This window comes from Amycolatopsis sp. NPDC051106, from assembly GCF_040682775.1.
In the GTDB taxonomy this organism is placed as follows: Bacteria; Actinomycetota; Actinomycetes; order Mycobacteriales; family Pseudonocardiaceae; genus Amycolatopsis.
Genome location: NZ_JBFBBQ010000008.1, coordinates 85271 through 98604, shown reverse-complemented (window position 1 = coordinate 98604; position 13334 = coordinate 85271). Strand labels below are relative to the sequence as shown.

At 70.9% G+C, this 13334-nt stretch carries 12 protein-coding genes and 1 pseudogene; 6 read left to right on the top strand and 7 right to left on the bottom strand.

The window, feature by feature from the left end; genetic code table 11:
• Positions 1-36: 36 nt before the first annotated feature.
• Positions 37-651: a TetR/AcrR family transcriptional regulator gene (locus AB0M83_RS09340; RefSeq protein WP_364514811.1), complete on the top strand. Its 615-nt coding sequence runs from the start codon at positions 37-39 to the stop codon at positions 649-651.
• Between the two features lie 43 nt (positions 652-694).
• Here AB0M83_RS09340 and AB0M83_RS09335 read toward each other — a convergent pair whose 3' ends face one another.
• Positions 695-1423 (bottom strand): hypothetical protein, encoded by a 729-nt coding sequence (locus tag AB0M83_RS09335; protein ID WP_364514809.1) that lies wholly within the window; start codon positions 1421-1423, stop codon positions 695-697.
• Positions 1424-1534: 111 nt separating this feature from the next.
• Between AB0M83_RS09335 and AB0M83_RS09330 the strand changes: the two genes are divergently transcribed.
• Entirely contained in the window at positions 1535-2314 is a 780-nt protein-coding gene (locus tag AB0M83_RS09330; protein ID WP_364514806.1) for an enoyl-CoA hydratase-related protein, read from the top strand.
• Positions 2315-2426: 112 nt separating this feature from the next.
• Entirely contained in the window at positions 2427-4067 is a 1641-nt protein-coding gene (locus AB0M83_RS09325) for an AMP-binding protein (protein ID WP_364514803.1), read from the top strand.
• Between the two features lie 67 nt (positions 4068-4134).
• Here the strand turns inward: AB0M83_RS09325 and AB0M83_RS09320 are convergent, their stop codons facing one another.
• The 3 genes from AB0M83_RS09320 to AB0M83_RS09310 are packed head-to-tail and all read right to left on the bottom strand — an operon-like array spanning position 4135 to position 6961.
• Positions 4135-5412: an amidohydrolase family protein gene (locus AB0M83_RS09320; RefSeq protein WP_364514800.1), complete on the bottom strand. Its 1278-nt coding sequence runs from the start codon at positions 5410-5412 to the stop codon at positions 4135-4137.
• Positions 5409-6299 carry an isocitrate lyase/PEP mutase family protein gene (locus AB0M83_RS09315; RefSeq protein ID WP_364514798.1) on the bottom strand — a complete coding sequence of 297 codons (891 nt, stop codon included), beginning with the start codon at positions 6297-6299 and terminating at the stop codon, positions 5409-5411. The genes AB0M83_RS09320 and AB0M83_RS09315 overlap by 4 nt, the downstream gene beginning before the upstream one ends.
• Positions 6300-6319: 20 nt before the next feature.
• A complete protein-coding gene (locus AB0M83_RS09310) occupies positions 6320-6961 on the bottom strand; it encodes a GntR family transcriptional regulator (protein WP_364514795.1) in 642 nt (213 codons plus the stop codon).
• Between the two features lie 446 nt (positions 6962-7407).
• On the opposite strand from AB0M83_RS09310, the gene AB0M83_RS09305 reads away from it, so the two are divergent.
• From AB0M83_RS09305 to AB0M83_RS09295, 3 genes are read left to right on the top strand one after another with little or no spacing between them, the layout of a single operon-like run.
• Positions 7408-7623: a hypothetical protein gene (locus AB0M83_RS09305; protein ID WP_364514792.1), complete on the top strand. Its 216-nt coding sequence runs from the start codon at positions 7408-7410 to the stop codon at positions 7621-7623.
• On the top strand, positions 7623-8651 hold the full coding sequence (locus AB0M83_RS09300) for an aldo/keto reductase (RefSeq protein WP_364514789.1): 1029 nt from the start codon (positions 7623-7625) through the stop codon (positions 8649-8651). The genes AB0M83_RS09305 and AB0M83_RS09300 overlap by 1 nt, the downstream gene beginning before the upstream one ends.
• 57 nt (positions 8652-8708) lie before the next feature.
• Positions 8709-9608, top strand: a complete 900-nt coding sequence (locus AB0M83_RS09295; RefSeq protein ID WP_364514788.1) for an AraC family transcriptional regulator — start codon at positions 8709-8711, stop codon at positions 9606-9608.
• Positions 9609-9643: 35 nt separating this feature from the next.
• Here AB0M83_RS09295 and AB0M83_RS09290 read toward each other — a convergent pair whose 3' ends face one another.
• The 3 genes and pseudogenes from AB0M83_RS09290 to AB0M83_RS09280 form a co-directional block, all read right to left on the bottom strand.
• Complete coding sequence (locus tag AB0M83_RS09290) at positions 9644-11851, bottom strand: xanthine dehydrogenase family protein molybdopterin-binding subunit (RefSeq protein ID WP_364514786.1); 2208 nt, start codon at positions 11849-11851, stop codon at positions 9644-9646.
• The gene (locus AB0M83_RS09285) at positions 11848-12834 is read right to left on the bottom strand and encodes a xanthine dehydrogenase family protein subunit M (RefSeq protein WP_364514783.1); all 987 of its coding nucleotides are present in this window, start codon (positions 12832-12834) and stop codon (positions 11848-11850) included. Before AB0M83_RS09285 ends, AB0M83_RS09290 begins: the two co-directional genes overlap by 4 nt.
• Positions 12821-13297: pseudogene (locus AB0M83_RS09280) on the bottom strand ((2Fe-2S)-binding protein). The gene AB0M83_RS09285 and the pseudogene AB0M83_RS09280 overlap by 14 nt, the downstream one beginning before the upstream one ends.
• Positions 13298-13334 lie beyond the last annotated feature (37 nt).

Below are 13334 nucleotides of genomic sequence, written 5' to 3'. Positions count from 1 at the left end.
CTTGGACCGATCGATACAGGCAGACCGGAGGAACAGATGCCACGGGACACGCGCGGCGAGTCGACCCAGGAGCGCATCCTGCGGGTCGCGGCCGAGATCTTCGCCCGCAAGGGGTACCACGCCACGGGCGTCGCCGAGCTCGGCGCGGCCGCCGGTCTCCAGCGCGGCGCGCTCTACTACCACATCAAGTCCAAAGAGGACCTGTTGTACGACCTGTCGAAGCGGCACGTCGAGGAGGCCCTCGAGCGGGGGCGGGCCGTCCTGGCACAGGATCTGTCGCCGGCCGCGAAACTGCGCGCACTGGCCCGGGAACACCTGCGGACCATCGCCGCGCGGTGCGACGAGGTGACCGTCGTGATCCGGGAAATGCACGCCCTGACGGGAATCCGCGCGAAACGGCTGACCGCGTTGCGGGACGAGTACGAGAACCTCTTCGCCGAAGTCCTGCGCGAAGGAGCGGAGCAGGGGGTGTTCGCCGTTGCCGACCGCGTGGTCGTCCTGGGCGTGCTGGGCATGTTCAACTGGACGCACGTCTGGCTCGACGCGCAGCGGGGTCCGCTGTCGCCCGACGACATCGCAGACCGGCTCACCGATCTGGTGATCCACGGTCAGCTGCGGAGCCCGGTTCCGGCGGTCCCGGCCGCGCCGTGACCGGTCGCGGTGGTCCGGCGCGCCGCCGGACCACCGCGACAGCTCACTTCTTCTGCCGGCGGCTTCCGCCGTGCCAGTCCTCCTGCTTGCCCACCTCGCCCGTGGCGACCCCGAACGACGGCAGCTGCGGCTGCTCCCGCAGGCTGCGCTTCAGCTCCGCGAAGCCCGGGAACCGCGACAACGCCACCACGTGCTCCCAGAGTTCGACCGCCTGCTCGTCGTCCGGGAGCCGGCTGATCACCGGGCCGAACAGCGCCGTGCCCCTGGGCGGCTCGAAGTGCAGGATCGGCGTGCCGACGTCCTTCCCGGTCAGGGTCAGCGCCACGTCCGTCTCGGCCTGGATCACCGCGTCCCACGTCGGCTCTTCCAGCGCGTCGGCGTGCTCGACCGGCAGCCCGCTGCGCCTCAGCGCCTCGGTGGCCAAGGCGCGCGTGCCCCGGTGGACCGCGGCCGCCGTGCCACCGGGCACTACCTCGCGCTCGAACGTCTCCTCCCCCAGCGCTTCGTAGAACGCCCCGATCGGAGCCGGGCCGCGCTCGCGGCGGACGCTCGCGGCCACGCGCAGCAGCTTCAGGCCCGCTGTGTGCGACGCCTCGTACTCCGGCGGGAAGTGCGCCGCGTAGTCGATGTGGGCGTTGAGGAGCCGCAACGAGATGAAGCGCCATTCGACGTCGTACCGCTTCCGCCGCGCGACGGTGCGGACCCACTTGCTCGCCATCCACGCGAAGGGGCAGACGGGGTCGAAGTAGAAGTGCAGATCAGCGTCGGCCATCACGTCAGCTTACGCCGCTTGTACCACTCGGTCCAGATATGGAGAACGTCACAGGATGCGCCCCTCGAATCGTCCTACCCTTCGGCGTACCCGACGCAGAGGAGGCACACCATGGCCGAGCACGTCCGGCTCACGGTCGAAGGCGGGATCGGCGTCGTCCGCCTGGACCGGCCACCGGTGAACGCCCTGAACCGTGCCGTGCGGGAGGAACTGCTTCAGGTCGCCGAGGAGGTCACGGCCCGGGACGACATCCGGTCCGTGGTGGTGCACGGCGGGCCGAAGACGTTCGCCGCGGGCGCCGACGTCCGGGAACTGGCCGCGCTGTCCGGTTCGGACATGGCCGCGGAGGCACCGCGGGTCTCCGCCGGGATCGGCGCGCTGGCGTCCGTCCCGAAGCCGACCGTCAGCGCGATCACGGGCTTCGCCCTCGGTGGCGGTCTCGAAATCGCGTTGAGCACGGACCGCCGGATCGCCGCGGACGACGCGAAGCTGGGCCTGCCCGAGATCCTGCTCGGCGTGATCCCGGGTGGCGGCGGGACGCAGCGCCTCGCGCGGCTCATCGGGGAAGCCACGGCGAAGGACCTTGTCTACACCGGACGGTTCGTCGGCGCGGAAGAGGCGCTGACGATCGGCCTCGTCGACGAGGTCGTCCCGACCGGGAACGTGTACGAGCGAGCGTTCGCCTACGCGGCCCAGTTCGCCGAAGGACCTGCCCGCGCCTACGCGGCCGCGAAGAAGGCGATCGGACGAGGCCTGGACACCGACCTCCGTTCGGGACTCGATCTCGAGTCCGCGGTGTTCGCGGAGCTGTTCACGACCAAGGACCGGCAGATCGGCATGACGTCGTTCCTCGAGCACGGTCCGGGCCGGGCGAAGTTCGCCGGCCGGTGAGCGCGACCCGCGGCTTGTTTATACCGATCGGTACAAGCATACTTCGAAGCCACCCAGGCTATTCGGACCCGCCGGTACAGCACCTCGCCGGCGTGAAGGAGGTCGAGCGACGATGCTCAGCGAGACGGCCGTACCGAGCCATGACCGCACCGGCGCAATCGGGCCCAACGGGCTGGACCACCGGCAGCGCCGTACCCGGACCACCGTCGTGGACCTCTACGGACGGGCCTACCGGGAGTTCGGTTCGCGCGTCGCCGTGCGGGACGGGGAAAACGTCCACACCTACCGCGAACTCGGCGACCGGGTGCACCGCATCGCCGGCGGCCTCGCCGCGCTGGGCCTGCGCCGCGGCGACCGCGGGGTCCTGCTGCTGGCCAACCGGCCCGAATTCTTCGAGGCCGAGCACGCGCTGTTCGCCGGCGGGTTCGTCCGGACCGCGCTCAGCGTCCGGCTGCACCTGCGCGAGGTCGTCCACATCCTCGCCGACTGCGCCGCGTCGGTGGTCTTCGCCGAACCGGACTGGGCGGAACGGCTGGCCGCGGTCCGCGACCAGGTGCCCGCGCTGCGCCACGTCGTCACCGTCGCCGGCGGACCCGGTGACACAACGCTGGCGGAACTGCGCGCGGCAGAACCCGGGCCTCCGGTCCGCCCCAGCGCGGACGAGCCGGCCGCGATCCTCTACACCAGCGGCACCACCGGCCTGCCCAAGGGCGCGACGCTCAGCCACGCGAACTGGGCGGCCATGGTGCGCAACGAACTCCTGGAGCTCCCGCCGGCCGCGGACGACGACGTCGTCCTGCACGTCGCGCCGCTGAGTCACCTGAGCGGGTACGTCGCGCCGTCGTACTTCGTGCGCGGCGCGACCCACCTCACGCGGGCCAAGTTCGACGCCACCGAGACCCTGGAGCTGATCGAGCGGCACCGGGTGACCATCCTGCCGATGGTGCCGACGATGCTGAACCTGCTGGTGCAGGCGGCCGAACAGCGGCCGGGTGACTACCGGTCGCTGCACACGGTCGTGTACGCCGGTTCGCCGATCGCGCCCGACCGGCTCGCGCGGGCGCGGGCGCTGTTCGGGGACGTGTTCGTCCAGTTCTACGGGCTCAGCGAACTGCCGATCCCGATCGCCTGCCTGTCCGCCCGCGACCACGCGTTCGACCCGGCGGGCGGCATTCCGCCGCGCCTGGCCTCCGCGGGCCGGGTCAGCCCGTTCGTCGAGGTGAAGCTCGTGGACGAGCGGGGCGCGGAAGTGCCGCGGGGTGAGATCGGCGAGATCGCCGTGCGCGGCGACCAGACGATGATGGGCTATTGGAACCTCCCGGAGGCCACGGCGGCGATGCTGGGCCCGGACGGCTGGGCGGGCACCGGCGACCTCGGCCGCTTCGACGAAGACGGCTACCTGTACATCGTGGACCGCAAGAAGGACATGGTGGTCACCGGCGGATTCAACGTGTACCCGACGGAGATCGAGAACGTCGTCTCGACGCTGCCCGGAGTTTCGGAGGTCGCCGTGGTCGGCGTCCCCGACGAAACGTGGGGCGAAGCGCTGAAGGCGGTCGTCGTGGTGCGGGAAGGCCACGCCGTGACGGCCGACGAGATCGTGCGCGTCTGCGCGGAACACCTCGCCAGCTACAAGAAGCCCCGCTCCGTGGAGTTCGTCACGGAGCTGCCGAAGACGGGCTCCGGCAAGATCATGCGGCGGCAGCTGCGGGATCGGTACTGGGCGGGGCGCGACCGCCGGGTCGGTGGCTGACACCGTCCACGACGGACGAAGGGGCCGGGCCGGCGTCGCACGCCGGCCCGGCCCCTTGGCTCAGGCTTCAGCTGTTCCAGGCTTCCCGCATACCTTCCCGGTTCACCCGCCGGCCCGCGAGGTACACCGAGTCGATGCGCCGGGTGTTCGTGATGTCGTCGCGCGGATCGGCGTCCAGCACCACGAAGTCCGCCCGCTTCCCCACCGCGAGCGTCCCCCGATCGGGCAGTTCGAGCAGCTCCGCCGACACCTCGGTCGCGAGCCGGAGCGCGGCCAGCGGGGACAACCCCGCCGCCACCAGCGCCTCCAGCTCACGGTGCTCGGCGAAGCCCGGCACCTGCGCGAGCAGCCCCGTGTCGGCGGAGAACACCAGCCGGACGCCGGCCCCGACGAGCACCCCGAGCGTCTTTTCCATGCGCCGGTAGGACTCGGCGGTGTCGAACAGCGGTTCCGGCGCGTGCTGCCGGATCGTCGCCCGCAGGCCCTCGATTGCCTCGGCCGGGATCGTCTCGGCCAGCGCCGGGTCGTCCAGCCACGCTTCGCCGGGCGGGCGCTGGATGGCCAGCGAGGTGAACACCGCGACGTTCCGCTCCAGCAGCAGCTCGATGAGCTCGTCGTCGGCACCCGGCGTCCTCGGCAGGTGCGCGATGATGTCCGCGCCCGCCCGCACGACGGCTTTCGCCTCGTCGAGCGTGTAGATGTGGGCCGCCACCTTCAGGCCGTGTGTGTGCGCCTCGTCGATGACGGCCTCGTAGATCTCCGGGCCGAGCTTCGCCTTGGTGCCGTGCCGGTCGTCGAGCCAGAACTTGACCGCGTCGACCTTCTTCGCGGCCAAGCCGCAGACGTACGCGCGGACGTCTTCGGGGCTCGTCGCCTCGTGTACGGCGTCGGCGGCGAAGAACGGGCCGCCGTTCGTCCCACCCGGGGTCGGCGCGACGATGCCCGCGCCCGCGGTGAACAGCGTGGCGGCGTCGGGTTCGGCGAGCTTGCCGGCCCGCTGGTCGTCGCGCACGCGGATCTCGGTGTCATCGCGGTCCGTGCCGAGCGACTGGAACACGCCCACGCCGTAGTAAGCGAGCCGGTGCAAGTGGTCCACGACGTTCTCGCGCGAGTAGTGGTCGGCGTGGGAGGTGGTCCCGCGCATGTAGCCGATGTGGCCGTGCGGGTTCACCAGCGCCGGGAGGACGGTCTTCCCGCGCAGGGAAACCGTGGTGGCGCCGGGCTCTGAGACGACGTCCGCGCCGAGGCGCGTCACCACACCGTCCCGGACTTCGATGACCGCGTCGTCGACGACCGTCGAGCCGTCACCCGTGAGCACGCGTGCCCCTTCGTATACGACAGTCATGACCGGACCTCCTGCGCGTACTGGGCGCTGCGCTTCTCGTAGGCGTCGTAGCCCATGGCGGCCTCGAAGGCGTGCTGGCCGGTGACGAGTTCCTTGACCCCGGCGACTTCGCTGCCGTCGTGAAGCGCTTCCAGCACAGCGGTGACGTTCTTCGAAGCGGCGCCGATCACCGTGTACCACAAGAGGATCACGTCGGCGCCGGCCTCGCCGTACTCGGCGATCGTGCTCGACGGCTCGTCCGAGCCCGGCACGTCCAGCAAGTCACCCGGCACCATCACGGGCACGTTCAGCCGCCCGCGCACGCGGGCCAGGTCGGCCGCGGGGATCGCGGGCGCGAAGACCATGTCGGCCCCGGCGGCCGCATAGGCCTCCAGCCGGCGGACGCAACCTTCGATGTCGTGCTCGACCCATGCCGCGTCGGAGCGGGCGATGACGAGGAAATCCGGATCGGTCCGGGCGTCGACCGCCGCGCGGACCTTGTTCACCATCTGCGCCACGGGCAGCAGGCCGGCCGGTGCGGACGTGTGCTTGCCGCCGAGGTTGTCCTCGATGTGCACGCCGGCGACCCCGGCGTCCTCGAAGGCCTTGACGGCTCGCCACAGGTTGGGTGCGTCGTAGAACCCGTTCTCCGCGTCGGCCAGGACCGGGATCGTGACGGCGTCGACGACGCGGCGGGCCTGCTCGGCGAGGTCGTTCAGCGTGAGCAGTCCGACGTCGGGCAGGCCGAACGCGGACGCGGCCGCGGCGAAGCTGCCCAGGTAGGTGGCCGGGTAACCGGCCCTTTCGACCAGCTTGGCGCTGAAGGCGTCGTACGCGCCGGGCAGCACGAGGGGTCCGGGTCCGGCGAGGAGGGCTTTCAGCGCCGTCCGCCGTGCATGGGAGGACATGAGATTTCCTTTGCGGTGGTTCAGATGAGGAAGTCGCGGTAACGGCGGAGCCGCGTGCGCGCGGTCTGCATGTTGAGCCGCTTCAGCTGTTCGGCCCGTTCGGCGTCGCCCTCGACCAGTGCGTCGATGACGGCCCGGTGCTCGGCCAGGCTCTCCTCCATCCGGCCCGGCGTCATCAGGATCCGGCGCCGCAGCAGGTGCGCCTGGTCCTGGACGGCGGCGAGGGTCTCGGCGAGGAAACTCTGCCCGGCCAACCGGATCACGGTGTCGCGGTAGGTGTCGATCGCCTGGAGGAAGGTCTCGAGATCGCCGCTCGTCGCGGCTTCGTCGAGTGGGCCCGGGCCGAAGAGCTCCCGCAGCTCGGCCCAGTCGCCCGCGGTCGCGTTCCGCGCCGCCAGTCGCGCGGCGAGCCCTTCGAGGACCTCGAGAACGTCGTAGATCTCTTCCAGCCGTTCGGGATCGACCCGCGCGACGACGGTCCCGACGTTGGGAATTCGCTCGACCAGCTTCCGGGCTTCCAGCGCGAGCAGAGCGGACCGGACGGCATTGCGCGTGACACCGAGTTCGGTGGCCAGCTTGACCTCCGGAAGCCGCGACCCCGGGGTGAAGTCCCCGCGCAGCAGGCGGTCCCGGAGGTGGAGTTCGACCTCTTCGCTCTTCATGACGCGCCCCTTCGAACCTGGCCCTGACCGACGAATTCGAGGTTAGGCGTCTTGTCGCATGGATTGTCAACAATGCGAGCGACATCACTGTCACGCGGTCGTCCCAGCGAGATGCCGGTTGCGTCGGGCCGGGCGCTGCCCTCGACGGCGGCCTCCGTCCTCGCGGCGCAGAGGATTGTGCAAGCACGCGAGACGATCTTGCTAGCAGGCGGCCCGTCCGGGCTGTTTCCTGGAGGTACCGATCCATTGCTCCCCGAGGAAACAGATGACCCACACGCCGACGACCGAGATCGTCGTCGATGGCGCCGCGAACCGCGACGACACGAGACGGAGTGGACGGTGAGCCCCGACCCGGCCATCGTCCGCGCCCTGACCATCGGCCCCGAATCCTCCAGAGCCGAACGGACGATCGAGATCACGACGGTGGGCAGGCGCAGCACGGCGTCGTGGCGGACTTGCCCGCGACCGCACGCCCCGTCGACAACGCGACACGACGGCGGGTGATCACCGAGGTGCTCGAGTTGCAGAACCGTCCTGGCCTCGCCTCCCACGCCGGACGCCAGGACCTCCACACATGGCTCGAGCGAAGCCCTCTGGTCGAGGTCGTCTTCGACGACGCGCAGCTTCGGAAGATGTTCGTCGAACACTCACAAGGGAAATGATGAAATACCGCACACTGGGCCGGACCGGGATCAAGGTCAGCCCCTACGCACTGGGCGCGATGATGTTCGGCGCCATGGGCAACAGCGACCACGACGAGTCGATCCGGATCATCCACCGGGCCTTGGACGGCGGCATCAACTTCGTCGACACCGCGGACGTCTACTCCGGTGGCGAATCGGAGGTGATCGTCGGCAAGGCGCTCAAGGGCCGCCGTGACGACATCGTCCTCGCGAGCAAGGCGAACTTCCCGATGGGCGAGGACCCGAACCACCGGGGCAACTCACGCCGGTGGATCATGCGAGCCGTCGAGGACTCCCTGCGCCGCCTCCAGACCGACCACCTTGACCTGTACCAGCTGCACCGTCCAGACCCGACGGTCGACATCGAGGAGACCCTGTCCGCGCTGACCGACCTGGTCCGCAGCGGCAAGGTCCGGGCGATCGGCACGTCGACCTTCCCCGCCTCGGAGATCGTCGAAGCGCACTGGGCCGCCGAACGGCGAGGCCTCGAACGGTTCCGCACCGAGCAGCCGCCCTACTCCATCGTCAACCGGATCATCGAGCGCGAAGTACTGCCGGTGTGCCGGCGCTACGGGATGGGCGTCCTGGTGTGGAGTCCGCTCGCGCAGGGTCTGCTGACCGGACGGATCCGCAAGGGCCAGGACCACACCACCCACCGGTCCGCGGCGATGCCGGTGCACTTCGACCACGAGGGCAAGCTGGACGTGGTCGAGAAGCTGGTGCCGCTGGCCGAGGAGGCCGGCTTGCGGATGACCCACCTGGCGCTGGCCTTCGCCATCGCCCACCCGGGGGTCACGTCCGCCATCATCGGACCACGGACCATGGCCCACCTCGACGACCTGCTCGCCGGCGTCGAGGTCACCCTGGACGACGACCTCCTCGACCGGATCGACGAGATCGCTCCGCCCGGTACCGAGGCCGGCCCCAACGAGGTCGCCTACACCCCACCGGCCATCGCCGATCCGGCCCTGCGCCGTCGGCCTGTCTCCGAGCGCTCGGCGGGCTGACCTTCACCCTCGCGAGCGGTGGCGGCACGGGGCCCGTGCTGCAATGGGGACATGCCGATGGACGAGCTTCGCGACCTGCTGCGGCGGCACGCACGGCCCGATCCGGCCACCGCTCTCGAGGGTGTCCGGATCTGCCGGGCCGACCGGGCCGTCTCGTCCGGTCCGTCGATGTCCGGGCTGGTGCTGGCGGTCGTCGCGCAGGGGAGCAAGCGGCTGGCAACGGGGAACCACGTGCACGAGTACCGCGCCGGTCAGTACCTGGTCGCCTCGGTCGATCTTCCGGTGACGGGGTATTTCGTCGACGCCGCTCCCGGCCGCCCGGCGCTCGGCTTCGGGATGACTCTCGAACCGGCCGTCATCACGGAGCTCCTGCTGCAGGCCGGACCGGGAGATCTGCCGCAGGTGCCCGGCACCGCACGGCCGGGGATCGCGGTCAGTGACGCACCGGACGAGCTGCTCGACGCCATCGTGCGGTTGCTGCGCCTGCTCGACCGGCCGCGGGACCGGGCTGCGCTGGCCCCGTTGATCAAGCGGGAAATCCTGTGGCGGCTGATGACCGGGGAGCAAGGTGACGCCGTTCGCCAGCTCGGTCGCGCGGACAGCAGCCTGAGCCACGTCACACGGGCGGTGCGCTGGATCCGCGGGAACTACGCGCGGCCGTTCCGGGTCGAGGACCTGGCCCGGCTTTCCGGGCTGAGCGTCTCCGCCTTCCACAAGAACTTCCAGGCGGTGACCGGGATGACGCCCATCCGGTTCCAGAAGCACATCCGCCTGCAGGCGGCGAGACTGCTCCTGGCGAACAACCCGAACGATGTCACGGGCGTCGGCCAGCGTGTCGGGTACGGCAGCCCGTCCCAGTTCAGCCGTGAGTACCGCCGCTTCTTCGGAGAGCCACCGAGCCGAGACGCGGCACGGCTGCGAGACGGAACCAGTTCGCCCACTGCCGCCCTGCCGTGAAGGTCCAGCGGGCGTCCTCGACGGCGTCGACCGTGTCAGAGGAGTGCGTCCAGGGTGATCGGCAGCGACCGCACGCGCACTCCGGTCGCGTGGTGCACGGCGTTGGCCACCGCGGCCGCCACGCCCACCAGCCCGACCTCGCCGACGCCCTTGGTCCCGATCGGGTTCATCCGGTCGGGCTCGCCGACGAACGTCACGTCGATGTCGGGGATGTCCGCGTGCACCGGGACCAGGTAGTCGCCGAACGTCGCGTTGGCGATGCGGCCGGTCTCCGGGTCGGTGACCGTTTCCTCGAACAGCGCCATGCCGATTCCCCCGATGACACCGCCGATGATCTGACTGGTCGCGGTCTTCTCGTTGAGGATCCTGCCACCGTCGATCACCGAGACCACGCGCGTCACCCGGATCAGGCCGAGATCCTCGTCCACCCGGACCTCGGCGAAGTGGGCACCGAACGCGCCTGCCGGTGCCATCCCCGACTGCTGGGGATCAGCCGGCGCACTGCTTCCTTCGGCGGTCAGCTCCGCCATCCCGTGGCGAGCCAGCACCGCCACGTAGCTCTCACCACGCCGGGGGTCGTCGCGATGGTGGATCCGCCCCTCCCCCACGACCACGTCCGCGGGAGCGACGCCGCGCAACGGTGATCCTTCGTCGTCGTGCAGGAGATCGAGCACGGCGGCGAGCAGCCGGGCACACGCGTCGTGGACGGCCGAGCCCAATGCGCCGGTCAGACCGGATCCGCCCGCTTGCGGTGCCTTCGGCAACGCGCTGTCCCCGAGGTCGAAGCGCACCTGCTCCGGCGACAAGCCGAGCAGTTCGGCCGACAGCTGGGTCATCACCGTGTACGTCCCGGTGCCGATGTCGATGGCCGCGCTGCCGACGGTGGCCCGTCCGTCGGCCGAGAGCGTCGCGCGTGCCCGGCACGGGGCCTGGTACCAGGGATAGCTCACGCCCGCCATACCGTGGCCGATCAGCCAGTGCCCGTCGTGGGAGGACCGCGGCGCCGCGGCACGCCGGGACCACCCGAACCGCTCGGCGCCCACGGTGTAGCACTCCCGAAGCGACTTCCCGGACCACGGCAGGCCCAGCGCGGGATGCACGTCGGCGTAGTTGCGCAGCCGCAGGTCCAGCGGATCCATGCCGAGCGCCAGCGCCAGTTCGTCCATCGCCGATTCGAGCGCGAAGTTCCCCTGCGCCTGGGCCGGTGCCCGCATCGAGACCGGGGCCGGGATGTTCACCCGCACCTGCTGGTCCCGCGTCACCACGTTCGGGCACGTGTAGGCGGTGGCCGAGCCCTCCGCGAACGGCTCGTAGTCGTCGTCCTCGACGGCCAGCAGCGAGCGGCTGCGGTGGTCCAGCGCCAGCAGCCGACCGTCGGCGCTCGCGCCGAGCCGTACCCGCTGGACGCCCTTCGGCCGGTGGCCGACCGAGGTGAACATCTGCGGCCGGGTCAGCACGAGCTTCACCGGGCGGTGCAGATCACGTGCCGCCACCGCGGCCAGGACCACGTGCGGCCACACTCGCAGACCGGCACCGAAACCGCCCCCGACGAACGGGCTCAACACCCGCACCGACTCCGCGGGCAGGCCGAAGACCACCGCGAGCGTCTCTTGGACCATCGACGGCCACTGCGTCGAGTCGTGCACGGTGAGCCGGTCGCCCTCCCACTTCGCCAGGGTGGCGAACAGGCCCAACGGGTTGTTCGTGTTGTCCGACGTGGTGTATTCGCCTTCTACCGTCACGTGCGCCGCGGCCAGACCCGCCGTGAGGTCACCCCGCTCACTGTCCAGGCCCCACGGGTTGTCGACGGTGACCGCCCGCGGATCGTCCGGGTCGAGGACCGGTTCGGCCGCCGCATACTCGACTCGCACCAGCGCCCCGGCCGCAACGGCCTGTTCGCGGGTCTCCGCGACGACGAGCGCGACGTGCTGCCCGTGGTGCAGCACGCGATCGTCCTGCAGCGGCGCCGGCGGGGAGACGCCCAGCGGGGTCATCGGTCCTCGCACCAGCGAGGGCATGTTCAGGTGGCTGAACACTCGCACGACGCCAGGTGCCGATTCGGCGGCGGCGGAGTCGATCGCGGTGATCCGTCCCGCGGCGACGGTGCTCTGCACGAGCGCGGCGTGCGCCTGGCCCGGCGCGCTGAAGTCCGACGAGTAGGGCGCTTGGCCACCGACCTTGCGGGGACCGTCGACCCGGCTGAGTCCGGTGCCGATGAAGGGCAGTGCCTGGAAGGTGGTCATCGGGCACTCTCCGAAACCGTGAGGAGCTGCCGGACCAGCGCCCGCTGGGCCAGCTCGACCTTGAACGCGGTGCCCGGCACGGTCCACGCCCCGGTGACCGCGGCCGCCGCGGCCTCGCGATAGCTCGCGACGGTCGCCGGCGCGCCGCGCAACACTTCCTCGGCCGCCACGGCGCGCCACGGCTTCGAACCGACACCGCCCAGCCCGATCCGCGCCGTGCGCACGACGCCGTCCTCGATTTCGAGCGCGGCCGCCACCGAAACCAAGGCGAACTCGTACGACACCCGGTCGCGCACCTTCAGGTAGCCCGAGTGCGCGGTCTCCGGCAGCAGCGGGATCTCGACCGCCGTGATCAGCTCATCACGCGCCAGCACGGTTTCGACTTCCGGCGTCGTGCCCGCCTCGGCGTAGAACTCCGTGAGCGGCACGCTCCGCGCTCCTCCAGCGCCCTCGATGTGGACGACGGCGTCCAGGGCCACGAGGGCCACGGCGAGGTCGGACGCGTGCAGCGCGATGCACCGCTCGCTCACGCCGAGGATGGCGTGCATCCGGGCAGGTCCGGTGACGGCGGCGCAGCCGGACCCCGGCGCTCGCTTGTTGCATGCGGTGACCGCCGGATCGCGGAAGTACCGGCAGCGCGTGCGCTGCAGGAGGTTGCCGCCGATCGTGGCCGTGTTGCGCAGCTGCACGGAGGCTCCGAGCAGCAGTGCCTCGCGCACCACGGGCACCCGGCGCGTGATCACCGGGTCCGCTGCGAGCTCCTCCATCGTGGTCAGCGCGCCGACGTGCAGTGCGCTGACGGTGTCGAGGATTCCGCGCAGGGGCAGCCGGGTGATGTCGACCAGCCGCTCGGGAGTCAGGACGCCGTCCTTCATCAGGTCGACCTGGGTGGTGCCGCCGGCGAGGTAGGCGGTGCCGGCGTGCTCGGCGGCCGCCAGTGCTTCGGCGACGTCGGACACCCGGACGTACTCAAACGTGCGCATCGGTGCTCCCGGTGTCCGCCACTTCACGGATCGCGGCCACGATGTTCGGGTACGCGGCGCAGCGGCAGAGGTTCCCGCTCATGAATTCGCGGATGTCCTCGTCGGTCGTCGCGCGGCCCTCGGCCAGCAGTGCCACGGCCGACATGATCTGGCCGGGTGTGCAGTAGCCGCACTGGAACCCGTCGTGCCGGACGAACGCCTCCTGCACCGGGTGCGGCCGCCCGTCGCCGGCGAGGCCTTCGATCGTGGTCACGTCCCGGCCTTCGCACTACGCGAGCAGCAGCAGGCAAGAAAGCACCCGGCGCCCGTCGGCGTGCACGGTGCACGCACCGCAGGCGCCCTGGTCGCAACCCTTTTTGGTGCCGGTGAGGCCCAGCCGGTCGCGCAGGCCGTCGAGCAAGGTGACACGCGGGTCGGCGACCACCACCCGCGGCTCGCCGTTCACGACGAGTGCCGTGGTGATCTCCGCGGCGCGCTGGTCGAGGATTCGCGACGCCGTC

Excerpts from the sequence above, each read along its gene's own strand:
- AB0M83_RS09340 (WP_364514811.1), top strand. The coding sequence starts at position 37 with ATGCCACGGGACACGCGCGGCGAGTCGACCCAGGAGCGCATCCTGCGG.
- AB0M83_RS09335 (WP_364514809.1), bottom strand. The coding sequence starts at position 1,423 with ATGGCCGACGCTGATCTGCACTTCTACTTCGACCCCGTCTGCCCCTTC.
- AB0M83_RS09330 (WP_364514806.1), top strand. The coding sequence starts at position 1,535 with ATGGCCGAGCACGTCCGGCTCACGGTCGAAGGCGGGATCGGCGTCGTC.
- AB0M83_RS09325 (WP_364514803.1), top strand. The coding sequence starts at position 2,427 with ATGCTCAGCGAGACGGCCGTACCGAGCCATGACCGCACCGGCGCAATC.
- AB0M83_RS09320 (WP_364514800.1), bottom strand. The coding sequence starts at position 5,412 with ATGACTGTCGTATACGAAGGGGCACGCGTGCTCACGGGTGACGGCTCG.
- AB0M83_RS09315 (WP_364514798.1), bottom strand. The coding sequence starts at position 6,299 with ATGTCCTCCCATGCACGGCGGACGGCGCTGAAAGCCCTCCTCGCCGGA.
- AB0M83_RS09310 (WP_364514795.1), bottom strand. The coding sequence starts at position 6,961 with ATGAAGAGCGAAGAGGTCGAACTCCACCTCCGGGACCGCCTGCTGCGC.
- AB0M83_RS09300 (WP_364514789.1), top strand. The coding sequence starts at position 7,623 with ATGAAATACCGCACACTGGGCCGGACCGGGATCAAGGTCAGCCCCTAC.
- AB0M83_RS09295 (WP_364514788.1), top strand. The coding sequence starts at position 8,709 with ATGGACGAGCTTCGCGACCTGCTGCGGCGGCACGCACGGCCCGATCCG.
- AB0M83_RS09290 (WP_364514786.1), bottom strand. The coding sequence starts at position 11,851 with ATGACCACCTTCCAGGCACTGCCCTTCATCGGCACCGGACTCAGCCGG.
- AB0M83_RS09285 (WP_364514783.1), bottom strand. The coding sequence starts at position 12,834 with ATGCGCACGTTTGAGTACGTCCGGGTGTCCGACGTCGCCGAAGCACTG.